Raw genomic sequence first — 23,106 nt, forward strand, 5'->3', positions numbered from 1 at the left:
TTTTTAGTAATTAGTGGATGAAGACGTACCTTCTACTATAGCAATTCCTGAAGAAGCTCCAATTCGTGTTACACCTATATTTATGTATTGTTGAGCGGTCTTAGAATCCCTAATGCCTCCAGACGCCTTAATCTGAACTCGATTTGAGATGTTTTCTCTCATGATTTGGACAGCCTTTAGCGTAGCCCCATGACTGCCAAATCCAGTTGAAGTCTTCACAAAGTCAGCGCCTGCTTGTTCGGCTATCAGGCAAGCTTCAGCAATTTCTTCATCTGTAAGATTGCAGATCTCTAAGATCACTTTTAAGGTATGAGTTCCTATACAATTTTTGACAGCTTTTATATCGTTTTCAACATATTGAAATTCTTTACTCTTCAACTGCCCTTGATGAAGAACCATATCAATTTCTGAGGCACCATCCTTAATGGCTTGTTTGGCTTCTTCAACTTTAGATTTTGTAGAGGTTGCACCAAGGGGGAATCCTACAACGGTGCACACTTTAACGTCGGACTTTTCTAAGATCTTTGCGGCGGCACTCACATAACTTGAGTTAATGCAGACCGTTGCAAACTTATAAGCAATGGCTTCTTCACATAACTTTTGAATTTGTGCTAAAGTGGCTTCAGCATTCAATAAGGTATGGTCTATATACGTGTTTATCATAAATGGAAAATTTGAGTAAAGATAAGAGTTTGAATTTATTTTAATAAACAGAAGTGCCTGATAATATAACTTTAAACCAAGTTTGCAGTATTCAAAATATAGTGTACTTTTGCACCCATTAAATTAAAATGTAAAATTATGAATCATTATGAAACTGTTTTCATCTTGAATCCCGTTTTATCTGAAGACCAGATAAAGGAAACAGTGAAGAAATACGAAGATTTTCTTGTTTCTGAAGGTGCCAAGATGGTGAACAAAGAAGATTGGGGGCTAAAAAAATTAGCATACCCAATTCAACACAAAAAGAGTGGATTTTACCACATGTTTGAGTACGAGGTAGTAGGACCTACTATCGACCCTTTAGAAGTCATGTTTAGACGAGATGAGCGTATGATGCGTTATCTAACTGTTAAGCTAGACAAACATGCTATCGATTGGGCTAAAGAACGAGTTAAACGAATTAAAACCGGCGCGTAATTATGGCAACAATTGAAGAACAATCAAAAGGAAAAAACGATGGTGAGATTAGGTATCTTACCCCGTTAGATATTGAAACAAAGAGCAAAACACGTTTTTGTCGTTTTAAAAGAGCTGGTATAAAGTATGTAGATTACAAAAATGCCGACTTCTTGATGGAATTTGTAAATGAACAGGGTAAAATTTTACCAAGACGTTTAACAGGTACATCTTTAAAATACCAAAGAAAGGTTTCTCAAGCTATCAAACGTTCACGTCATTTAGCTTTGATGCCATATGTAGGTGATTTATTAAAATAAAAAGGCAGAAAAATGGAAATTATACTAAAAAAAGACGTTGACAATGTTGGTTTTACCGACGATCTTGTATCTGTGAAAAACGGATATGGACGTAACTTTTTAATTCCTCAAGGCGTTGCTGTATTGGCGACTCCTTCTGCGAAAAAAGTGTTGGCAGAAAATATAAAGCAACGTGCTTATAAAGAGAAAAAAGTTATTGATGAGGCTAAGACTCGTGCTAACAAAGCAAAAGAGCTTGACCTTAAGATCACTTCAAAAACTGGAACTGGAGATAAATTGTTTGGAAGTATTACAACTTCAGACCTTAAAGATTATCTAGCGAAACACGAAGTAGATATCGATAAGAAATTCATTACTATTCTTGGTGGAAACATAAAGCGTTTAGGTCAATATGACGCTAAGCTAAGATTTCACAGAGATGTTATATTAGATTTTTCTTTCGAAGTAATCACTGAAAACTAATGTTTTTAAAAAGATTTTAATAAAAAAAGCTGACTCCTAAACGAGTTGGCTTTTTTTATTTCTTTAAACTAAACTTTAAACACAATTTACAATGAAAAAAAATTACTTTTTAATTATCTTATTTTTAATTGGTTTTGCGAGTACTGCTCAGGTGACGACCTCTACCATGTCAGGTTTAGTAAAAGACGATTCTGGCCTTACGCTTCCCGGAGCAAACATCGTTGCTACTCATGTTCCCACAGGATCTGTATACGGAGCAATGACCAATATCGATGGAAGATTTAGGATCAACAACATGAGAATAGGTGGGCCTTATACAGTCACTATTTCTTATGTTGGTTTTGAAACTAGGATCTTGGAAAATATCAACCTTGACCTTGGCGAAACGTTCAACATTGAAGCGGCCTTACTTATTTCTTCTAATGCCTTAGATGAAGTCACCATTACCGTATCTGAAAATCCTACGTTCTCAAGTCAGAGAACTGGAGCGGCAACTCAAATCACGAGTAGAGATTTAAAACGCTTACCCACCATTTCCAGATCAGCTCAAGATTTCACAAGGCTGGAACCTACAGCAAGTGGAAATTCTTTTGGAGGTAGAAATGATCAATTCAACAACTTTACGTTAGATGGAGCTGTTTTCAATAATCCTTTTGGATTGGATTCACCAACTCCTGGTGGTCAAACAGGGGCCCAGCCTGTCTCCTTAGATGCTATTGAGCAAATAAAGGTAACCACAGCACCTTATGATGTAACACTTTCTGGTTTTACAGGAGCGTCTGTAAATGCGGTGACTAAAAGTGGTGATAACACCTTTAAAGGAACCGTATATTCTTTCTTTAGAAATGAAAATTTAACCGGTGGTAAAATTGAAGGTCAGGACGTTCCCAAAGCAGATCTAGAGCAACTACAATATGGAGTGAGTATTGGGGGGCCAATTGTCGAAAATAAATTATTTTTCTTTGCCAATTTTGAAAAAGATGATCGCACAGATCTTGGATCTCCATTTTCACCAAATAGAGGTACAGGAGCTATTAATGAGTCTAGAGTCTTAGCTTCAGATATGATTGCGGTTTCTCAAGCTTTGTCAGATTTGGGCTACGATACGGGACGTTTTGAAGATTTTAATTTCAATTCAGAATCTACCAAGGGAATTATTAAATTGGATTGGAATATCAATCAAAATCACAAAGCTGCTTTTATCTATAATTTCTTAAAAGCATCAAAAGATACTCCAGCCAACAGAACAGCTTTAGGCTTTAGAGGTCCAAGTCCTTCGGTTATTCAATTTGAGAATTCAGCCTATGAAATCAACAACAATCTCGATTCTTTTCAATTTGAATTGAATTCAACGTTTGGAAACGTTTCCAATAAATTTCAAGCTGGTTATACTTATTTTGATGACTTTAGAAATCCAAATTCGACTCCAGCACCTCCTATTACAATACAAGACGGGAACGGATCCAATTACATCATTGCTGGACACGAACCTTTTTCTATCAATAATGAATTGCAACAAAAGGTTTTTCAAGTAACCAATAATGTCAATATTTTTGTGGGGGACCACTCGATAACTATTGGAGGGGCTTTTGAACGATTCGAATTTGACAACTCCTTTAATTTAGCGGGTTATGATAATTTTGGTAATCCTAATTATTTTGGAACTTTTAATCCTTATCCTTCCGTCGATGCATTTCTAGCAGATGCAAGTGCAGGCGCTCAGAGTGCAATTGCTCAAAATCTTGCTTTTGCTCAATCTACTTTCGAATCTAGAAATGCCAATGGAGTTGGACAAGATGGTGGATGGAGACTTTCTGAAACCAATGTAGGTCAGCTGTCTTTTTATGCTCAAGATGAATGGAGTATGACTGACAATTTCAAGCTCACCTTTGGTTTGCGTTTAGATAAACCCTTATATTTTGACACCGACGAGAAGATTCAAGAGTATATAGATATCGATAATGGCGCTTCAGTGGATCCAACCACGGTCTATTTTGATCCTGAAACGAATGCAGAAACGACTTTAAATTCAACTCAATTACCTACAGATCAGTTTTTAATATCTCCTAGAATGGGTTTCAATTGGGATGTTAGAAATGATAAAACCTTTCAGATTCGCGGTGGAACCGGAGTATTTACCGGTAGATTACCTTTTGTTTGGATCGGTAATCAGGTAAGTGGAGCCGATCAGGGATTTTTCCAAATCGTAGATCCAGACTTTAAATTTCCACAAGTTTGGAGAACCAATATTGGACTGGATTATAAATTTGAAAATGGTCTTATTGCAAGTACAGATATTTCCTATACGGAAGACATCAATGCCGCACATGTTCAAAACTGGGGACTCAAAGAGCCAACAGGAACTTTGGAAGGCGTAGACAGCAGAGCTATCTATAGAGCAGCAGATAAGGGCGAAAACGATGCGTATGTCTTTACAAATTCAAATAAAGGACGCATTTTTAATGCAGTAGGAACTTTGAAAAAGTTTTTTGATAATGGTCTCTATATTAGCACATCATATAGCTATTTGAATGCTAAAGATGTAAACTCTATAGAAGCAGAAATTACAGGAGATGCTTTTACCTTTAATCCAACAGTAGGAAATGCTAATAATGATGCGTTAGGCTTTTCCAAATATGGAGATACACATAGGTTTATAGCTGTAATTTCCAAAAATTGGGAATACGGGAAGAGTAAACAATGGGAAACTACCGTGTCTAGTTTTATAGAGTATGCTCAAGGTGGACGTTATAATTTTACCTACGGAGGAGATATTAATAATGATGGGTCAGGTATAAATGATTTGCTTTATATCCCTTCGGTTCAGGAGTTAGATCAAATGACTTTTTCTGGTCTTGGACAAGCCGAGGCTTTCAACACTTTTATTGAAAATAACGACTATATGAGTGATAATCGAGGAAGTTATTTTGAACGTTATGGTGCTAAAGCTCCCTGGAGAAGTACAGTGGATATTAAAATACTTCAAGATTATAATTTTAAAGTTAGCGATACAAAATTCAATACAATCCAGATAAGTCTTGACATCTTGAACTTTGGAAATTTATTGAATTCAGATTGGGGTGTCGTTCAAGAACCATTTAATCAACAGCCTATAGGTGTTGTAGTGGATCCTGCGACCAATGAACCAGTATATACTTACAATGAGAATAGAGTAGATACCTTTGCAGTTAACACTAGTTTACTCTCTAGATGGAGAATGCAAGTTGGGTTGCGTTACATTTTTTAAAATAAAACAATGAACAAAAGGAAGATCGGTAGACCAACTACCGATCTTTTTTTATTTTTGCAATTATGAAATACGAAAGACTTACACAGGAACAGCTTAAGGAAATGAACAAAGAATTTATTAATTTCTTGGCAAGCCAATCTATCACCAATGAAGAATGGGAGGATATCAAAACCAACAAACCGCAGGTGGCAGAAGATGAATTGGATGTATTTAGTGATTTGGTTTGGGAAGGGGTGTTGAATAACGTTAATTACCTAGAACATTTCTCTCCACAACAGTTGTTTCTTTTTGAATTTACAGATCAGCATATAGATCTTATAGGTATTAAAATTCAAAATGAAACTGTTGATATCAATACTAAACAAGGTTTCCAATGGCTTCGGGATAGTTTGTTGAATGAGGATGTAAATATCTACACGTCTAGAAAAGCTTTAAGTGAGGACAGGAATAAGGATATTTTTGCACTGATTAAACAAGGAGCACACATTACCAAAGGCAAACTTTATCAATATTTTAGTGGTATGGTTGAAAAGTAACTATATTTTAGCTTTTTTATAATTTTTAGAACAACACATGGCAAGCAAGGCGTCAATACCAAAAGGGACTCGTGATTTCTCTCCACTTGAAGTGAGCAGAAGACACTATATCATCTCTGCAATTGAAAAGCATTTTAAAACCTTTGGCTTTCAACCGATAGAAACTCCGACATTCGAGAATTCTGAAACCCTGATGGGAAAATATGGTGATGAAGGAGATCGTCTTATTTTTAAGATATTGAATTCTGGAGATTTTTTAAGAAAATTAAATTCAGAGGTTTATAAGTCCCAAGATAGCCTGAAATTATCGACTCTAATTTCAGAAAAGGCTCTAAAGTACGACCTTACTGTTCCCTTTGCAAGGTACGTGGTGCAACACCAAAACGAAATCGACTTTCCGTTTAAACGCTATCAAATTCAATCTGTCTTTAGAGCAGATCGACCTCAGAAAGGAAGATTCAGAGAGTTTTTACAATGCGATGCCGATGTAATTGGGAGTGATAGTCTATGGCAAGAAGTAGAATTTATTCAGCTTTATGATGTTGTATTTTCAAGTTTAGGCTTAGAAGGGGTGACTATTAAAATGAATAACAGAAAAATCCTTTCAGGACTAGCAGAAGTCATTGAAGAAAGTGACAAATTGATAGATTTTACTGTAGCCCTAGACAAGTTGGATAAAATAGGGGAGGAGGGCGTGAAAAAGGAAATGCTTGACAAAGGAATTTCTGAAAACGCTCTAAAAAACATTCAGCCTATTTTTAGCCTTGAAGGTGATTTTTCAACAAAAATTAAGCTTTTAAAATCTTTACTTTCTAATTCTGAAGTAGGCCAAAAGGGGATTCAAGAACTCGAATTTATAGAAAAGGCCCTGCAGTCCCTGCCTCTCAAGATGGCTAAATTGGACTTGGATGTGACTCTAGCTCGCGGACTCAATTACTACACGGGAGCTATTTTTGAAATTTCCGCCCCAGAAAAGGTCAAAATGGGATCGATAGGTGGCGGTGGAAGATACGATGATCTCACCGGTATTTTTGGGCTAAAGAAGATGAGTGGAGTAGGAGTTTCATTTGGACTAGATAGGATTTATCTAGTCTTAGAGGAGTTGGGTTTATTTCCAAAGGCTATAGAGGAATCCACAAAAGTCTTGTTTATAAACTTTGGTGAAGAAGAAGCTTTGTATGCTTTGAAAGCGGTTAACGCTCTAAGAACTTCTTCTGTAGCTGCTGAATTATATCCCGATGCTGCTAAAATGAAAAAACAAATGACTTATGCTGATAAACGAAATATTCCTTATGTGGTTTTAGCGGGAAGTACTGAAATGGAATCTGAAGTTTACAATTTTAAAGACATGAACTCTGGAGAACAAGAATCATTTAATCTAGAAGAATTAATAAATAAACTATCAAATTAATAATGATCTCAACTTTTAACGCTTCATTAGATAATTTAAATGTGAATTTATAGTTATATTTAGTGAAAAATTATGGGATCAACTGATAAATATAAAGGCATTAGACCTCAGAAGGATGGAGGCAAAGCTGAAAACGAATTGCATTTAGCTGATATGCATGGTGATGGTGTTCATTTTGATAGAGAACTTTTAGCAAAAGCAAAACTTAAAGAACAATCTGATAAAGAAATAGAAGCTTAAGATAAGAGTAAAAATTAGAATGGTCCCAAGGTCTGTTAACTTCAAAGCTTTTTTTGTACTCGAAGGCTTAAACTTATGCCTTTTATATCCTGTAAAAAATGATGTAGTTTGAGCTTTATAGATATTAAAAACATTTAAATAATAAGTTTGACTATGTTTAAAACTTTGATTATAAGTTATTTAGCAACAATATGAAGAGTTTATTTAAATGCCCTAAAAGTCTTTTTTCGAAAAATTTATATATAAAAAAACCTCACTAATAGTGAGGTTTTTTTATGTAGCGTGGACGAGAATTGAACTCGTGACCTCCGAGTTATGAATCCGACGCTCTAACCAACTGAGCTACCACGCCATTTAAGTTTTGCAAAGATAATATTATCTTTTGCTTTAACAAATTTGATTGTACAATAATTTTAAATAAAGTTTTTATTCTTCACGCAATTATCCATATATTGCTTTTCAAAATAAAATTTAGTGCAATGAGTGATAAAGTAAAATACGAGATGGAATTTCCTATACAGGTTTCCCCATCTTTGCTATACCAATATATTTCAACACCTTCTGGATTAAGCGAGTGGTTTGCGGACAATGTAAATTCCAGAGGCGAGTTATTTACATTTATGTGGGAAGGGAGCGAAGAGGAAGCAAAACTTCTCTCTAAAAAAGCAGACGATAGAATCAAGTTAAGATGGACTGAAGATGAAGAAGAGGGCTTAAATTACTTCTTTGAAATGAAAATTCAAGTAGATGAGATCACTAAAGACGTCTCTTTGATGATTACAGATTTTGCTGAAGAAGGCGAAGAAGATGAGGGCAAGATGCTTTGGGATAACATGGTATCAGGTTTAAAACAAATTCTAGGATCTTCTTAAAATCAAACACGTTATGAAAGTAAGTTTTAATGGTGATCTTTTACCATCTGATGAAGCAACACTAAATCTCAATAACAGAGGTTATAATTATGGCGATAGTCTCTTTGAAACTATGAGAGTCATTAATTCTAAAATTATGTTTTGGGAATCCCATTACTTTAGATTAATGTCATCTATGAGAATCTTAAGAATGTCTATCCCGATGAACTTTTCCCCAGAATTTCTTGAAGAAAAAATCATAGAGCTTATAAAAGCTAATGATTTAGGGTCTTCACCTGTTCGCATTAAAATTAATATCCATAGAGAAGCAGGGGGTTATTATACACCCGAAAGAAATTCAATTGGTTATTTTATAAGTGCAAAACCTTTAGATGGTGCTTTTTTTACAATTAGTGATGATCCTTATGAAGTGGAGTTATTCAAAGATCATTATGTGCTTTCTGGGATGCTTTCGACGATTAAGTCTAACAATAAGTTGGTAAATATTTTAGCAGGGATCTATGCTAAAGAAAATGGATTTGATAATTGTTTCTTAATCAACCAAAATAAATCAGTACTTGAAATGACCAATGGTAATGTATTCATTATTAAGGGGCAAAACATAAAAACACCGCCATTATCTGATGGATGTTTGAATGGAATTATCAGAAAACAGCTTATAGAAATACTCAATAAATCTGAAGACTTCACTTTAAAAGAGGAGTCTGTTTCTCCTTTTGAACTTCAAAAGGCAGATGAAATATTCTTTACCAATGCCATACAAGGAATTCAATCGATTACTAAATATAGAAAGAAGACGTATACCAATACAGTGGCTAGAAACCTTGTTGGAAAGCTAAATGCTAAAGCAAGATTGGTAGATATTTAATTGTAGTTTGGGTTTTCAGGCGCATTGGACCAAATAAGATAATCTCCACCAAGTTTCTTCATTTTTTCTTGCCAGAATTGACCGTATTTCAGTGAGTTGAGAATGTCATTCGCCTTAGTCTCATAGTCTATGACCCAAGTATCCATATCGATTTCAGATTCTAATTGAGAAGGATCCCAGCCGGAATAGCCCAAGAAAAATTTAATGTTAGCCGAAGTAATTTGTCTAGTATTGATCAATTCTACGATAGTTTCAAATGAGCCTCCCCAGTAAATGCCCTCTTTGATTTTCACGCTTTTTAAAATGAGGTTAGGAACATTATGAATAAAGTATAAATTTTCCTGTTCAACAGGCCCTCCGTTAAAAATTTTAAAATTTTCCTCTATTTCAGGAATCAATTCTCCAAGATTAATATCTAAAGGTTTGTTCAGAATAAAGCCTACTACACCTTCAGCATCCAAGTGGGCTAAGAGTATAACAGAGCGATTGAAAGTTAAATCGCCAATCGTAGAAGGTTCTGATACTAAAACATCTCCTCGGTGGGGTTGAAGTTTTTCCATAGTGAACGTGTAAGATTTAACAATTTAACTAAAAGTATAAAAATTTATCAATAAAAAAAAGACCTTTTGAAAGAAAGGTCTTTAATTTCTGAAGAAATGTAACTTTTATAATTTTAGTTAACTGCTTTTTGCAAATCAGATCCAGCTTTAAATTTCACTACATTTTTAGCAGCAATTTTGATAGTCTTTCCAGTCTGTGGGTTTCTACCTTCACGAGCAGCTCTTTTAGATACCGACCAAGATCCAAATCCAACTAAAGATACACGATCTCCTTTTTTAAGAGCACCTTCTACATTTTCAAGAAAAGACTCCAATGCTTTTTTAGCTTCTGCTTTTGTAACACCGGCATCTTCAGCCATGGCATCAATTAAATTTGTTTTGTTCATAATTAAAATTTTAGATTTTGTTGATTAAACATCGTATTAACACATTACAAATTTATATGGAAAATATTACTGTGCAAGAGATTGCGGGTAAAATCCTTGCTGAATAGGCGAAAAATGGGCTTTTTTCTCCTATATCTTTAAAATAATCCAAGATTGAAATTGATTTTAACAAAATTGGTAATCACTTTTCCACTCCATTCCGTTGAGCAAGGCCTTCACTTCCATCTTCTTTTTCCCTGGAAATTGGAGTTCTTCGAGGTGTACGTATCCATTTTTTACAGCAACATCAATTGTTTTTATTTCAGTATTTAAGCCTGTTGATCCAATTTTCTTTTGATGGTCTGATATCTCAAAGCTAGCCTTATACACTTTAATCTTTTTTATTTCATCTTCTATAGTAAGTTCAGTCCAAGCCACAGGAAAGGGGGATAAGCCTCTTATAAAATCAACAATAGCATCCCCGGATTGTTTCCAATCGATTTTGGTATTCTCTTTTGTTAGCTTGGGAGCTGCTTTTAACTCAGAAATATTGGCTTGAGCTTGAGGCTCAACTTTAGCTTGTTCAATGGCCTTTACGGTTTCTATAACGACATCTGCTCCTAGAGTCATCAATTTGTCGTGTAAGGTCTCTACATTGTCTTTTTCAGCTATAGAAATAGACTTAGAGTCAATAATCTTTCCAGTGTCGATTTCTTCATCGATAAAAAAGGTAGTGACACCTGTCTTTTTTTCTCCATTAATAATTGCCCAATTGATTGGTGCTGCACCACGATACTGAGGAAGTAAAGAAGCATGAAGATTAAAAGTGCCATAATCGGGAAAATCCCAGACCGCTTTTGGAAGCATTCTAAAAGCCACCACTACAATCAAGTTGGGGTCTAAGCGTTTTAAATCATCTTGGAAATCTTCAGATTTTAAATTTGTAGGCTGCAAGACTTCCAAATCGTGATGAAGCGCATAAGTCTTCACTGCAGAAGATTTCAATTGCTTACCACGTCCAGCTGGCTTATCTGGTGCAGTGACCACTCCAACAATATTAAAGCTGGACGTTTGTAAACGATCTAAAATGCCAACAGCAAATTCTGGCGTTCCCATAAATAGTATTCGTAAGGTTCTCATAGGTTAAGACTATAGGTGTTATTAGATTCTAATGTTATTTTCTCGCTTTCTAGAAGTTGTTGTAACGATTTCAGTAGCGCTTCTTTGGGATATTTGATCTTTAGAGAAAGTTCTTTTGAACTTAAGTTGGATAGCTTTAATTCTTCCAAAATACAACCATTTAAGTCTTGATATTTGGAAGATAACTGTGGATTTATTTTGGTTTGACTTGCTAAACAAACAGAACATTTTCCGCAAGGTTTTAGCTCTTTTTCGCCAAAATAATTTAAAATAAAACCTTGTAAACACAGCGTCTTTTCCTCGATGTACAGCAAAACCGTTTCTGCTTTTTGAAGCTTGTTATTTTGATAATCATTTACATACTTTCTTAAAGGATTCAAAGTGTATTTATCTTCACGAGGGAGAATGAAAGTAATGCTCAAATCTTGCTTGATAAATTCTGCTGACAGGATGCCATGTTTTTTTAAAGCTTCAAGTTGGTCATAAACCTCTTTGTTATTATAACCTGTTTTCTTTTTTATGAGTTGCATGTTTAAGGTCAACTCATTGTCAAAAACTCCTCCATAGGTTCGCAAAATAGTTCTGATTAACAAGGCAAATCGCGTGTGACTATCTATAAAGTTTATCACGGCCTTACTGGTTACTAAAAATTTCAGTTTTGCTTTTTTCTGAAAAGATTTGTCCAAGCTGATGACACTTAGTCTGTCTAAAAGATTTAGTGTATTGTAAGTTAATATCGTATGTAGCTTATAATGAGTGCAAAACTCGTAAAAATTGAAATCGAAAACTTCATTTTCTCCCTCTCCATATGCTATTCTGAAATTGCTCATTAAAGCTTTATAGACATTTTTTATGGCTTCGAAACTAGGAATGGTTTTGATAAACTGATTTTTGAGCCTCTGCTTGTCACTTTCGTTGAACAGGACGATAGCTTTAGAAGGCTTTCCATCCCGACCCGCTCTTCCTGCTTCCTGATAATAACTTTCTAAACTTTCAGGCAGATGGTAATGGATCACTTGTCTTACGTTGGCTTTGTCGATTCCCATTCCAAAAGCATTGGTCGCTATCATAATAGGATAGTCTTCTTTCAACCAGTTCGCTAGTTTTTTTTGTTTGTCTGTTTGTGAAATGCCACCATGAAAATAAGTCGAGCGGAGTCCCTTCTTATTTAAAAACTCAGATAACTCTACACAGGCAGATCGATTTCTAACATAGACAATGCTGTTTTCTGTAGCGATATTAAGTTGTGAATACAAGGCATTCATTTTATCTGCCGTAAAATCAGTAAGAAGAACAATATTAGGACGCCGAAAACTTTCCGAAATAATCGCAGGGTCTTCAAGCTCAAGTTCTGTGATGATATCTTGTTTAACTTTCTCTGTGGCAGTGGCCGTAAGAGCGATGATGGAAATACCAGGCTGTAACTCCTTCAACAAATGAATTTCTCTGTAAGCAGGTCTAAAATCGTGACCCCATTGTGAAATACAATGTGCTTCATCGACAGCTATAAAATTAACATTCATTTTTCTGATGCGCTCCCTAACCAATTCCTGCTGAAGTCTCTCTGGAGAAAGGTATAGAAATTTATAGTTGCCATAAATGCAATTATCTAGTCTTTGGTCTACCTCGACATGGGACATGCCACTTTTAAGCAGTTGTGCTTTTATTCCTCTAGATTTTAAATTTTCAACTTGATCTTGCATTAAAGCGACCAATGGCGATATCACAATACAAATGCCCGGTTCTACTAGTGCAGGCACTTGAAAACAGATAGACTTTCCTCCACCAGTAGGTAAAAACACACAAGTATCTTTTTGTATCAAAATAGAATTTACCGCGAGTTCCTGTGAGGGTTTGAACTGATCATATCCCCAATAGGTCTTTAGTATATCTAGAGGAATCGGTTTCATTTGGTTTTTATGCTGTTAAGAATAAAGTCCATGCGCACATGGATTCTCGTTTTGGGTACTTCTATCAATGGATAGCCTAAGTCTCGATAAGTTTTCACTAGTGAATCTTGTAGACTCTCAGCAAGATCTAAATCTTCAAAACGCTCATTGTCTTGGGTGTAAATATCATTCCAGATGGGAAATAGAAAGACATTGTCATACACATGAGTTTTGTTTGCCTTTTGGAATTCCTTGGGATAATCCTCTTGAAAGTGATCCATATAAGCGGTCACATCGGGGATGCCCCTATCCATAAAAACATGACGCGTATCTAGAGTTTCAGCTTCTTCAAATTGCTTTATGCGCCCTTTTAAGAGCATTTCACTAAACCGCAAAGGGTCGTCCAAAAACAAATGCTCTATCCCTAACTGTCTTGCTTCCAAGGTGACTTCTCTTGATATTTCGGGGAAACAAAAATAACCTAAGTCGGACAGTGCTTCTATAACTGTAGATTTTCCAGTACTTGGGCCACCTATGAGTAAATTTTTGACGGACTTTATTTTCATTGGGGATTTATAAGGCTATGATTTATAAAAACGACGAATAACAGTATATTTGCATTAAAAAATTAAAATGACATCCGATAATTCTTCAGATGAATTTTATGCAAAGTTGCGAAAAAGACTCAAGAAAACCAGCGATTGGCCTTCTGAGTACTTGTATAAATTCATTGTCCCCTCATCAGATCAAGCTAATTTGGATAAATTGATTTCCATTTTTGATAATCTTGGCGCTGTAATTTCGACTAAACAATCTTCAAAGGGCAAATATACCAGCGTTTCTATAAATGTTACCCTAAAATCTCCAGATATTGTCATTGAAAAATACAAACAAGTCGGAGAAGAGATTGAAAATGTGATCTCCCTTTAAATAGAAATAAAATTAAATGCTTATTTTGCATTAATATTAAAACACATAGACCATTGATAACTTACTTAGAGTATAATTCCGAAAGAAACGAACTAAAGATACCAGAATATGGAAGACATATTCAGAAAATGGTAGAATACGCCAAGACCATCGAAGATGATGAGAAGCGGAACAGAACCGCTAGAGGTATAATAGATGTGATGGGAAATATGAACCCTCACTTAAGAGATGTTCCAGATTTTCAACATAAACTTTGGGACCAACTTTTTATCATCAGCAACTTTGAGTTGGATGTAGAGTCTCCGTTCCCTATGCCTTCCAGAGAAGAGCTATATGCTCGACCAGAACCATTGCCATATCCACAAAACTTTCCTAAATATAGATTTTATGGTAATAACATCAAACGTATGATTGATGAAGCTATTAAAATTGAGGATGGTGAAATGAAAGATGGTTTGATGTTCAACATCGCCAATCACATGAAAAAATGCTATTTGAACTGGAATAAAGATACCGTGTCTGATAAAATTATTTTCGATCATTTAAGGGATTTAAGTGAAGGTCAACTCGATTTGAAAAGTGACGATGAAGAGCTTAGTGATGCCAATGCTTTGGTTCGCCAAGCCAACAAGCGCTCAAAGCCACAAAAGAAAAACTTCAAGAACAACAACCACAATAGAAAACGCAAATACTAAATGGCAACTTTCCAAATTGAAGGAGGACATCAACTTAAAGGTGAAATCCAACCTCAAGGGGCGAAAAATGAAGTTTTGCAGATTCTTTGTGCTGTCTTATTAACTCCAGATGAAGTCAGAATCCATAACATTCCAGATATTAGAGATGTAAATAAACTCATCGAAATACTTGGAAACTTGGGAGTGAAAATTCAGAAATTAGGCAAAGGAAGTTATTCATTTAGGTCGGATGAGCTAAATTTGGATTACTTAGAGAGTCAAAAATTTAAGGATGAAGGCACTAGTTTAAGAGGGTCTATCATGATTGTTGGACCGCTTTTAGGCCGTTTTGGTAAAGGATATATTCCCAGACCAGGAGGCGATAAAATTGGAAGACGACGTTTAGATACTCACTTTGGTGGATTTGTAAAACTCGGTGCAAAATTTAGATACAACAGAGAAGAACGTTTTTATGGGGTAGAGGCCACAAAAGGGTTGAAGGGAGCCGACATGCTTTTGGAGGAAGCTTCGGTCACTGGAACTGCCAATATTTTGATGGCAGCTGTTCTTGCTGAAGGTAAAACAAGTATCTACAATGCTGCTTGCGAGCCCTATATCCAGCAATTGTGCAAAATGTTGGTGTCTATGGGCGCAAAAGTTGAAGGCATTGGTTCTAATTTATTAAAAATTGAAGGTGTTGAAAGTTTATCGGGATGTACGCATCGCGTTCTCCCAGATATGATTGAAATTGGATCTTGGATTGGTCTGGCTGCGATGACCAAGAGTGAAATCACTATCAAAAATGTGAGCTGGGACAACTTAGGTATTATCCCTGTTACTTTTAAGAAGCTAGGAATTCAATTAGAAAAAAGAGGAGACGATATTTATATTCCTGCGCATACAAATGGTTATGAAATCGCTTCATTTATAGATGGGTCCATCATGAACATTAGTGATGCGCCATGGCCAGGATTTACACCAGACTTGCTCAGTATCATTTTGGTAGTTGCCACTCAAGCTAGAGGAAGTGTTTTGATTCATCAAAAAATGTTTGAAAGTCGACTTTTTTTCGTGGATAAATTAATTGATATGGGTGCTAAGATCATACTTTGTGATCCTCACCGGGCGACAGTTATAGGTCACGATTTTGAGTCAGAGCTCAAAGCGACAACGATGACCAGTCCAGATATAAGAGCTGGTATTTCCCTTTTAATTGCGGCCTTGTCTGCAAAAGGCACCTCTACTATCCACAATATAGAACAGATCGACCGAGGATATGAAGATATCGATGGGAGGCTAAAAGCTATTGGAGCAAAAATAAACCGCTACGACTAAAACAGGCCTTTACCTTATCGAGGTGCTCTGGATGCCGCTTTTTTACAAATCCGTCAATTTTCAAAAGGAAGTCCTTCTGTGGTGATTCGGCTTATGGAAGCGATGATCACTATTTATAACTACACACATCACAGCATTCATAAAAAAGCAGTGAGACAGCATGCCGAGATGATCATGAAAGTAGCTGAAAACTCTTTTGAAAAAAGCCATGACTTGGAAGATATACGCAGGCGAAGTGAAGCTATTCTGGGATCGTCTGAGAATCACTATTTAATCTAATATAACGGGGTCTACAATTGCTTTCCTAGATTTTCTATTTGTGGCTACCCAACCAAAAGTAAAATTGAATAAAGGTCCATAACCACTAGGGACACCAAAACCATCGTAATAACCAAATCCAAATTCTAAGGTTGTATTAAATCCCTTTTCGTTGGTTCTTTGTAACCCGTACAATAAACCATAAAAAGCAAGCGAGAAATTTTTTTGCCCATCTAGGTTGTTACTAATTTGTAAAGGTTGCCAAAATACACTTCTTGCTGGGGCGATGTAATTAGCAGAATTACCTATTACTTTTTTATTCATATCATAGCGCGTTTTAAAATTATGATAATACCTCACTCGAGTGTGCCAGACGAATCCAAAAGTATATCCTTCTTGGTAATAGGCGAGTCCGGGAGAAAAACTATTAGAAATACTAACATTCTTAAATAAGCCTAATTCATATCGTATTCCTGGAACAAAGAAATTAAAGGTGACTTGGTGTCGTTCTAAGTTGGGTGTGCCATCCCAATTTTCAATAAATTGCTGCGCTTTAGAAGGTAAACTCAAAAGGAAGAATAATCCTAAAGCGATATGGTATTTTTTATACATGAGTTTTTTATAAAGAGTATTTAAAAGTAAGTGAAATTGAATAATTTTTTAATTTTTTTCATAAAATAGTTAACTCTAACTTATTCATAAACTAAAAACTGAAAGAAGAGGTATATAATTATTCGTTTGGTGTTAGTCATAAGTCAACCAAATAGTCTAGAGGTCTTTGGTGAAAATTATCATCTCCCTGAAGGGACAGGATAGTTGCAAAGTCCTTTTATCACATGTTAAACTTATTTTGAACAAAACTTCAACTATCCACAAGCACAGCGAGGTAGACCATTTTGCATGAAGTAAACAAAACACCAGAAAAATATGGATAGCATAAGTATAAAATAGTTTATCATCTGATTATCAATGTTTTATTTTGACTTGAAATCGCTTATAAGTCTTTATAAAATTGATAAACGTTAATTAATACGGATATATTCCAAATATTAGGAATATATCCTAAATTTGTAAGAAAAGCCTATGTTACATGTGGTCCATTACCACGGGCATCCTGCCCTTGAAATTTTTCCTCCAGATCTATCCAGAAATCTGGATTTACCCTTTGTAAACCAAGGGATTAGTGCAGGATTTCCCAGTCCTGCAGATGATTTTTTAGACATCAAAATCGATCTGAATCGGGAGTTTATTAAAAACCCTAGCTCTACTTTTTATGCTCGTGTCCGAGGACGAAGTATGGTAGGAGCGGGGCTCAACGATGGAGATCTGCTTATTATCGATAGAAGCCTAGAGCCTAAGGATGATAAAATAGCGGTGTGTTTTGTCGATGGAGAGTTTACCGTAAAGCGCATCAAAAAAGAAAAAGACACCATTTGGCTCATCCCAGAAAACAAAGAGTATCCGCCTATACAAGTTACAGCCGATAACGAGTTTGTAATTTGGGGTATGGTGACCACTGTGATTAAAAAAGTAGAGTAATGTTTGGACTAGTCGACTGCAATAATTTCTACGCGTCTTGTGAGCGTGTGTTCAATCCCAATCTGCGCGATAAGCCTGTGGTGATTTTATCTAACAATGATGGCTGTGTTATCGCGAGAAGCAATGAAGCAAAAGCTTTGGGCATTCCGATGGGTGCTCCCACCTACAAGTTTGAAAAAATATTTAAGCAGCATAACATTCAAGTCTTTTCATCCAATTATGCGCTTTACGGGGATATGAGCTCGCGGGTGATGAACATCTTAAGTAACTTTACCCCAGATCTGGAAATTTATAGTATCGATGAGTCTTTTTTAGAATTTAGCGGCTTTGGGAACTACGATATGCAGGCCTATTGTGAAAAGATAAAATATGTGGTGGAAAAAGGAACGGGAATTCCAATAAGCATAGGCCTTGCGCCAACCAAGGCCTTAAGTAAAATTGCCAACAGAATTTCCAAAAAGTTCCCAGAACAGACCAAAGGTGTGTTTATTATGAAAGACGATGCTGCCAGAATAAAAGCTTTAAAATGGTTAAAGATAGAAGATGTATGGGGTATAGGTCGGCAGCATGCGTTACGGCTAAAAAAAAATAATATTCACACCGCTTATGCCTTTTCTGAATTACCAGATGAATGGGTGAGAAAGCAAATGAGTGTGGTAGGCTTGCGCCTTAAGAACGAACTCCAAGGTCGACGGACTCTCGAGCTGGAAACGCCTGCTCATAAAAAAGCTATAGCGACTACGCGGTCTTTCGATAAGCAGTACAAAGAGTTCGACTATATCCAAGAGCGTGTGAGTAGTTTTGCCATCAAATCGGCAGAGAAACTCCGCCGGCAGGGGAGTTGCTGCCAGATGGTCTATGTGTTTTTGAAAACCAATAAATTTCGGCAGGATCTACCACAGTATCAAAACAGCATTGTGGTGCAGACAGGCTATCCTACAAATTCCAGTATAGATTTGATCAAGTTTGCCGTAGAAGGACTCAAAAAAATTTACCATCCCGATTATTACTACAAAAAGGCAGGTGTGATTGTTATGGGTTTGGTTCCTGAAGACCAACGTCAGTTGGCTTTTTTTACGGCAGAGAATCCTAAACACAAGCAATTGATGCAAAAAATAGATCGGCTGAATGGCGCCTACGGAACAGGAGCGGTGCGTTTTGGAAGTCAAGATTTAGGAAAGGTATGGAAAATGCGCAGAGAGCATTTGTCTCAAGCCTATACGACCAATCTGGGAAGTATTATAGAAGTTAGGGTTGGTGATGAGAACAAAAGCTAACGCAAAACCTTTAGGGGTTACTTCACCTTTGGCAAACGGCTAGAGGTGAACGTAAAAGAATTAAACTAACTGGTGAAAATTTCTAAGTGGGGCAGGTATAAAATCAACCTAAAAAAGACATAGATTTCTCTATAAATTTGATATCCCGCATAGGTAGGCAACGCGCAAAAAAACCTTATCTTTGCAAACTTGAAATTTGAAGACTTAATTTTATGAAAGCAGGAATTGTAGGCTTACCCAACGTAGGAAAATCGACTTTATTTAACTCGCTGTCCAATGCGAAAGCGCAAAGCGCTAATTTTCCGTTTTGTACAATAGAACCTAATATTGGCGTGGTGAATGTTCCCGATCCTCGTCTTGAGCAACTGGAATCACTAGTCGATCCAGAACGGGTCGTACCAGCAACGGTTGAGATTGTAGACATTGCAGGTTTGGTAAAAGGCGCGAGTAAAGGCGAAGGCTTAGGTAACCAATTTTTGGGAAACATACGAGAAACCGATGCGATTTTGCATGTGTTACGATGTTTTGATGATGATAATATTATACACGTTGATGGGAATATAGATCCTATTCGCGATAAGGAAACTATCGATATCGAATTGCAGCTTAAAGACTTAGAGGCTGTTGATAAAAAGCTAGAAAAAACCAAGCGCGCTGCCAAAACGGGAAACAAAGAGGCCCAACGAGAAATGTCCGTTCTAGAAAAGCTAAAGACTGGTTTGGAAACTGGCAAGTCGGTGAGGGCTCTAGAAATTTCTGAAGAAGATCGCGAGGATATTGTAAAGCCCATGCAGCTCATTACCGATAAACCTGTGATGTATGTCTGTAATGTTGATGAAGGCTCTGCCGTGAATGGCAATGCGCACGTAGATCGTGTGATGGCATCGGTAACTGACGAAGATGCGGAAGTTTTGGTTCTTGCTGTCGGTATTGAAGCCGATATTGCAGAACTGGAAGACTATGAGGAGCGTAAGCTTTTCCTTGAAGATATTGGTCTAGAAGAAGCAGGTGCTGGAAAACTGATCCGCTCGGCTTATAGATTATTGAATCAACAAACTTATTTTACCGTTGGCAAGAAAGAAGTAAGAGCATGGACAGTAAAAGTAGGCGCAACGGCACCACAAGCGGCTGGAGTGATACACTCAGACTTTGAGCACGGCTTTATTCGGGCAGAGGTTATCAAATTTGATGATTTTGTGCACTTTGGTAGTGAAGCAAAAATAAGAGATGCTGGTAAACTTAGCGTTGAAGGTAAGGAGTACATCGTCAAAGACGGTGATATTATGAATTTTAGATTTAACGTGTAGAACATCACACCCTATAGAGCTAAAGCCCCAGTTCAAATTTTGAACTGGGGCTTTTTTGGGCTTATAAAAGGTTACCTTTGCAAAAATATTTTTTATGTCAAAACAGTTTTTAGATTTAGGAATTAATGAGCACTTACAGCGGAGTTTAGTCGGCTTGCAGATTTCTGTTCCTACTGAAGTCCAAGAAAAGACCATTCCTGTTGTCCTAAATCAAAACGAAGATCTAGTGGTTTTGTCAAAAACAGGATCAGGAAAAACCGCTGCTTTTGGCTTGCCTTTATTACACTTAATCGATACTGAAAACACCTTTATACAGACGCTTATCTTAGCACCTACTAGAGAATTAGGTCAGCAGATTTATAATAATCTTCTCTCTTTTGCTAGTCTGAGTGACCAAATACATATCGCCTCCTTATGCGGTGGTACACCCATAAAACCTCAAATTGAGAAGCTAAACAGCACAACCCATCTTGTGGTGGCTACACCTGGGCGATTGCTTGATCTCATGAAGCGGGAGGCCATTGATTTAAAGCATTTAAAATATGCTGTATTGGATGAGGCTGATGAAATGCTAAGCGCTCTAAAATCAGAAGTTGATACCATTATAAAAGCCATACCAAAGACCAGAAGAACGCTCTTATTTACGGCGACTATGCCCGGTACGGTTAAACAATTGGTACAGAATTATATGTCGAAAGACCTTGTTACCATAGAAGTGGATACAACCACTCTTGGACATCAAGGGATCGACCATCATTATGTGGTTGTAGAGCCGATTGAAAAGCTAGACGTTTTGCTTCATTTTTTAAATTCTAAAGGGGGTGAGCGTGGTATTATATTTTGTAAAACCAAAGCAGCAGTGAATAAACTAGCTAAGAAATTGGCGATTAATAAATTCTCTTCAGGAGCTATACACGGTAGTTTAACCCAAGGCATTCGGGACCGTATTATGGGTCAATTTAGAGAAGGTCATATCGATATTCTAGTGGCAACCGATTTAGCTGCGCGTGGTATTGATGTTAAGGAAGTGTCCTATGTTGTCAATTATCATTTGCCCGATACTTGTGAAGCTTATGTCCATAGAAGTGGACGTACGGCTAGAGCAGGAGCAAAGGGACTTTCATTAACGATTTTGCAACACGAAGAAATTGCAGAGATTGCTGATTTTGAAAATGAATTGGGCATTGTCTTTCATAAATTCAAAAAAGCGGATGCCCAAAGCATAGAAGAAAACAATGCGTTATTATGGGCCAAAAAAATATTTAAAACCAAACCAAATAGAGAGGTCTCCGAAGAGTTTAAAACGAAGATCAAAACGGTATTCCATCATTTAACCAAAGAAGAACTCGTCGATAAAGTACTAGCACATCACTTGGCTCAGTCCAGTACTGAGCACTCAACGTCTGACCGTTCTAAAAAGAAATAAGCATTATGGCAAATCATATAAAATCACAAGAGGATATTTTACGAAAATTAAATATTCAAGTCTTGAATCCTATGCAGGAGGAAGCGATTCCCTTAATTGAAAACACCACTAATACCATTCTATTATCACCAACAGGAACCGGTAAAACCTTGGCGTTTTCATTGCCTTTATTAACTATTTTAGACCCTGAATCTCCTGATGTCCAAGCCTTAATACTGGTGCCATCAAGAGAATTGGCTATTCAAATTGAGCAAGTGATTCGCACGATGGGATCTGGTTATAAAGTCAATGCGGTATACGGGGGCAGACCTGTCTCCAAAGACAAAATTGAAATCAAACATAACCCTGCTATTCTAATCGGAACCCCCGGTAGAATTTTAGATCATTTCAATAGTGAGCGTTTTTCCAAAGCCAGCATCCAAACTCTAATTTTAGATGAGTTCGATAAATCTTTAGAAGTCGGTTTTGAGGAAGAAATGAAGGCAATTATCAGTCAGTTGCCCAACCTTAACAAACGGGTGTTAACCTCCGCAACACAGGGTCTTTCTATTCCTGGTTTTGTAAGACTGGATAAGCCTAGCATCGTTAACTATTTGAATAAAAAAACACCATCAAAGTTAACTATTAAAACAGTGGTTTCTCCAAGTCAGAGTAAGTTAAAAACACTGGTAGATTTAGTACATCATCTAGGCAATGCGCCTGGAATTGTATTTTGTAATTTAAGAGATAGCATAGATGAAGTAAGTTCTTATTTAAATCGACAAAACATCAGTCATACCTGTTTCTCAGGGGTGATGGAACAAAAGGATAGGGAACGGGCTTTGATAAAATTCAGAAATGGGAGCTCACAGATCTTGGTAGCTACAGATTTGGCTGCTCGAGGTATCGATATTCCAGAACTGAAATTTATTATTCATTATGAACTCCCACGTCATGAAGAAGAGTTTATCCATAGAAATGGTAGAACGGCTAGAGTGAACTCTAAAGGAACAGCTTATATATTAAAATGGGAACGGGAGTCTCTACCTGAGTTTATTAAAGATGTGAAAGGTATTGATGTCTCTTCGAAATCGTCACAAAAAATACATCCGAAACCCCAATATTGGGAGACTTTATTTATTTCTGGTGGGCGAAAAGATAAAATTTCTAAAGGGGATATTGCAGGATTGTTCTTCAAACAAGGCGGTCTAAACAAAGATCAATTGGGAAACATCGAGCTTAAACCAGATTGTGCATTTGTTGCCATCCCGCTGAGCTTAGCCGATGAATTGGTAGAAAAGTTAAGCAATTCACGTCTAAAGAAAAAGAAGGTAAGGATCTCAGTGCTT

At 36.6% G+C, this 23,106-nt stretch carries 25 protein-coding genes and 1 tRNA gene; 18 read left to right on the plus strand and 8 right to left on the minus strand.

Annotated elements, in window-relative coordinates:
* Positions 1–3: 3 nt before the first annotated feature.
* Positions 4–663, minus strand: coding sequence for a deoxyribose-phosphate aldolase (gene deoC, locus CXF67_RS06625; protein WP_102088036.1), 660 nt, complete (start codon positions 661–663; stop codon positions 4–6).
* Between the two features lie 138 nt (positions 664–801).
* Here deoC and rpsF point away from each other — a divergent pair, with 138 nt between their 5' ends.
* The 7 genes from rpsF to CXF67_RS18125 all read left to right on the plus strand — a co-directional run bounded on the left by rpsF (position 802) and on the right by CXF67_RS18125 (position 7,338).
* Positions 802–1,140: a 30S ribosomal protein S6 gene (rpsF, locus tag CXF67_RS06630; RefSeq protein WP_102088037.1), complete on the plus strand. Its 339-nt coding sequence runs from the start codon at positions 802–804 to the stop codon at positions 1,138–1,140.
* Positions 1,141–1,142: 2 nt separating this feature from the next.
* Entirely contained in the window at positions 1,143–1,439 is a 297-nt protein-coding gene (gene rpsR / locus CXF67_RS06635) for a 30S ribosomal protein S18 (RefSeq protein WP_003438584.1), read from the plus strand.
* Positions 1,440–1,451: 12 nt separating this feature from the next.
* Entirely contained in the window at positions 1,452–1,901 is a 450-nt protein-coding gene (gene rplI / locus CXF67_RS06640) for a 50S ribosomal protein L9 (RefSeq protein WP_102088038.1), read from the plus strand.
* Positions 1,902–1,992: 91 nt separating this feature from the next.
* Entirely contained in the window at positions 1,993–5,148 is a 3,156-nt protein-coding gene (locus CXF67_RS06645; protein ID WP_102088039.1) for a TonB-dependent receptor, read from the plus strand.
* 65 nt (positions 5,149–5,213) lie between these two features.
* Complete coding sequence (locus CXF67_RS06650) at positions 5,214–5,687, plus strand: DUF6495 family protein (RefSeq protein WP_102088040.1); 474 nt, start codon at positions 5,214–5,216, stop codon at positions 5,685–5,687.
* A gap of 37 nt (positions 5,688–5,724) precedes the next feature.
* Entirely contained in the window at positions 5,725–7,098 is a 1,374-nt protein-coding gene (hisS, locus tag CXF67_RS06655; RefSeq protein WP_102088041.1) for a histidine--tRNA ligase, read from the plus strand.
* A 72-nt stretch (positions 7,099–7,170) separates the two neighbouring features.
* Positions 7,171–7,338, plus strand: coding sequence for a hypothetical protein (locus tag CXF67_RS18125; RefSeq protein ID WP_180957912.1), 168 nt, complete (start codon positions 7,171–7,173; stop codon positions 7,336–7,338).
* A gap of 278 nt (positions 7,339–7,616) precedes the next feature.
* On the opposite strand, the gene CXF67_RS06660 is transcribed toward CXF67_RS18125, so the two are convergent.
* Positions 7,617–7,690: transfer RNA gene (locus tag CXF67_RS06660), tRNA-Met, on the minus strand.
* A gap of 127 nt (positions 7,691–7,817) precedes the next feature.
* Between CXF67_RS06660 and CXF67_RS06665 the strand changes: the two genes are divergently transcribed.
* Together CXF67_RS06665 and CXF67_RS06670 are read left to right on the plus strand one after the other, a co-directional pair.
* Complete coding sequence (locus CXF67_RS06665) at positions 7,818–8,210, plus strand: START-like domain-containing protein (RefSeq protein WP_102088042.1); 393 nt, start codon at positions 7,818–7,820, stop codon at positions 8,208–8,210.
* Positions 8,211–8,223: 13 nt separating this feature from the next.
* On the plus strand, positions 8,224–9,078 hold the full coding sequence (locus CXF67_RS06670) for an aminotransferase class IV (RefSeq protein WP_102088043.1): 855 nt from the start codon (positions 8,224–8,226) through the stop codon (positions 9,076–9,078).
* Here the strand turns inward: CXF67_RS06670 and CXF67_RS06675 are convergent.
* The 5 genes from CXF67_RS06675 to CXF67_RS06695 all read right to left on the minus strand — a co-directional run bounded on the left by CXF67_RS06675 (position 9,075) and on the right by CXF67_RS06695 (position 13,598).
* A complete protein-coding gene (locus CXF67_RS06675; protein ID WP_102088044.1) occupies positions 9,075–9,638 on the minus strand; it encodes a YqgE/AlgH family protein in 564 nt (187 codons plus the stop codon). The genes CXF67_RS06670 and CXF67_RS06675 overlap by 4 nt on opposite strands.
* A 113-nt stretch (positions 9,639–9,751) precedes the next feature.
* Positions 9,752–10,024 (minus strand): HU family DNA-binding protein, encoded by a 273-nt coding sequence (locus CXF67_RS06680; protein WP_003438613.1) that lies wholly within the window; start codon positions 10,022–10,024, stop codon positions 9,752–9,754.
* A gap of 165 nt (positions 10,025–10,189) precedes the next feature.
* Positions 10,190–11,143, minus strand: coding sequence for a methionyl-tRNA formyltransferase (fmt, locus tag CXF67_RS06685; RefSeq protein ID WP_257984614.1), 954 nt, complete (start codon positions 11,141–11,143; stop codon positions 10,190–10,192).
* On the minus strand, positions 11,140–13,053 hold the full coding sequence (locus tag CXF67_RS06690; RefSeq protein ID WP_102088045.1) for a RecQ family ATP-dependent DNA helicase: 1,914 nt from the start codon (positions 13,051–13,053) through the stop codon (positions 11,140–11,142). Before CXF67_RS06690 ends, fmt begins: the two co-directional genes overlap by 4 nt.
* Entirely contained in the window at positions 13,050–13,598 is a 549-nt protein-coding gene (locus CXF67_RS06695; protein ID WP_102088046.1) for an AAA family ATPase, read from the minus strand. Before CXF67_RS06695 ends, CXF67_RS06690 begins: the two co-directional genes overlap by 4 nt.
* 67 nt (positions 13,599–13,665) lie before the next feature.
* Here CXF67_RS06695 and CXF67_RS06700 point away from each other — a divergent pair, with 67 nt between their 5' ends.
* From CXF67_RS06700 to CXF67_RS06715, 4 genes are all read left to right on the plus strand, one after another.
* Positions 13,666–13,962: a DUF493 family protein gene (locus tag CXF67_RS06700; RefSeq protein WP_102088047.1), complete on the plus strand. Its 297-nt coding sequence runs from the start codon at positions 13,666–13,668 to the stop codon at positions 13,960–13,962.
* 53 nt (positions 13,963–14,015) lie between these two features.
* On the plus strand, positions 14,016–14,657 hold the full coding sequence (locus tag CXF67_RS06705; protein ID WP_102088048.1) for a DUF4290 domain-containing protein: 642 nt from the start codon (positions 14,016–14,018) through the stop codon (positions 14,655–14,657).
* Positions 14,658–15,971 (plus strand): UDP-N-acetylglucosamine 1-carboxyvinyltransferase, encoded by a 1,314-nt coding sequence (murA, locus tag CXF67_RS06710; RefSeq protein WP_102088049.1) that lies wholly within the window; start codon positions 14,658–14,660, stop codon positions 15,969–15,971.
* A 78-nt stretch (positions 15,972–16,049) separates the two neighbouring features.
* Positions 16,050–16,250, plus strand: coding sequence for a hypothetical protein (locus tag CXF67_RS06715; RefSeq protein WP_257984615.1), 201 nt, complete (start codon positions 16,050–16,052; stop codon positions 16,248–16,250).
* On the opposite strand, the gene CXF67_RS06720 is transcribed toward CXF67_RS06715, so the two are convergent.
* Positions 16,242–16,841, minus strand: coding sequence for a hypothetical protein (locus CXF67_RS06720; protein ID WP_102088050.1), 600 nt, complete (start codon positions 16,839–16,841; stop codon positions 16,242–16,244). The two genes, CXF67_RS06715 and CXF67_RS06720, sit on opposite strands and share 9 nt — an antisense overlap.
* Before the next feature lie 471 nt (positions 16,842–17,312).
* Between CXF67_RS06720 and CXF67_RS06725 the strand changes: the two genes are divergently transcribed.
* The 5 genes from CXF67_RS06725 to CXF67_RS06745 form a co-directional block, all read left to right on the plus strand.
* Positions 17,313–17,768: a LexA family protein gene (locus CXF67_RS06725; RefSeq protein ID WP_102088051.1), complete on the plus strand. Its 456-nt coding sequence runs from the start codon at positions 17,313–17,315 to the stop codon at positions 17,766–17,768.
* Positions 17,768–19,045: a Y-family DNA polymerase gene (locus CXF67_RS06730; RefSeq protein WP_102088052.1), complete on the plus strand. Its 1,278-nt coding sequence runs from the start codon at positions 17,768–17,770 to the stop codon at positions 19,043–19,045. Before CXF67_RS06725 ends, CXF67_RS06730 begins: the two co-directional genes overlap by 1 nt.
* A 212-nt stretch (positions 19,046–19,257) precedes the next feature.
* A complete protein-coding gene (ychF, locus tag CXF67_RS06735) occupies positions 19,258–20,352 on the plus strand; it encodes a redox-regulated ATPase YchF (RefSeq protein WP_015025844.1) in 1,095 nt (364 codons plus the stop codon).
* Positions 20,353–20,446: 94 nt separating this feature from the next.
* A complete protein-coding gene (locus CXF67_RS06740; protein ID WP_102088053.1) occupies positions 20,447–21,778 on the plus strand; it encodes a DEAD/DEAH box helicase in 1,332 nt (443 codons plus the stop codon).
* A 5-nt stretch (positions 21,779–21,783) separates the two neighbouring features.
* A partial coding sequence (locus CXF67_RS06745) for a DEAD/DEAH box helicase (protein ID WP_102088054.1) occupies positions 21,784–23,106 on the plus strand: 1,323 nt, incomplete at its 3' end.

Origin of the sequence: Psychroflexus sp. MES1-P1E (assembly GCF_002836055.1) — a bacterium.
In the GTDB taxonomy this organism is placed as follows: domain Bacteria; phylum Bacteroidota; class Bacteroidia; order Flavobacteriales; family Flavobacteriaceae; genus Psychroflexus.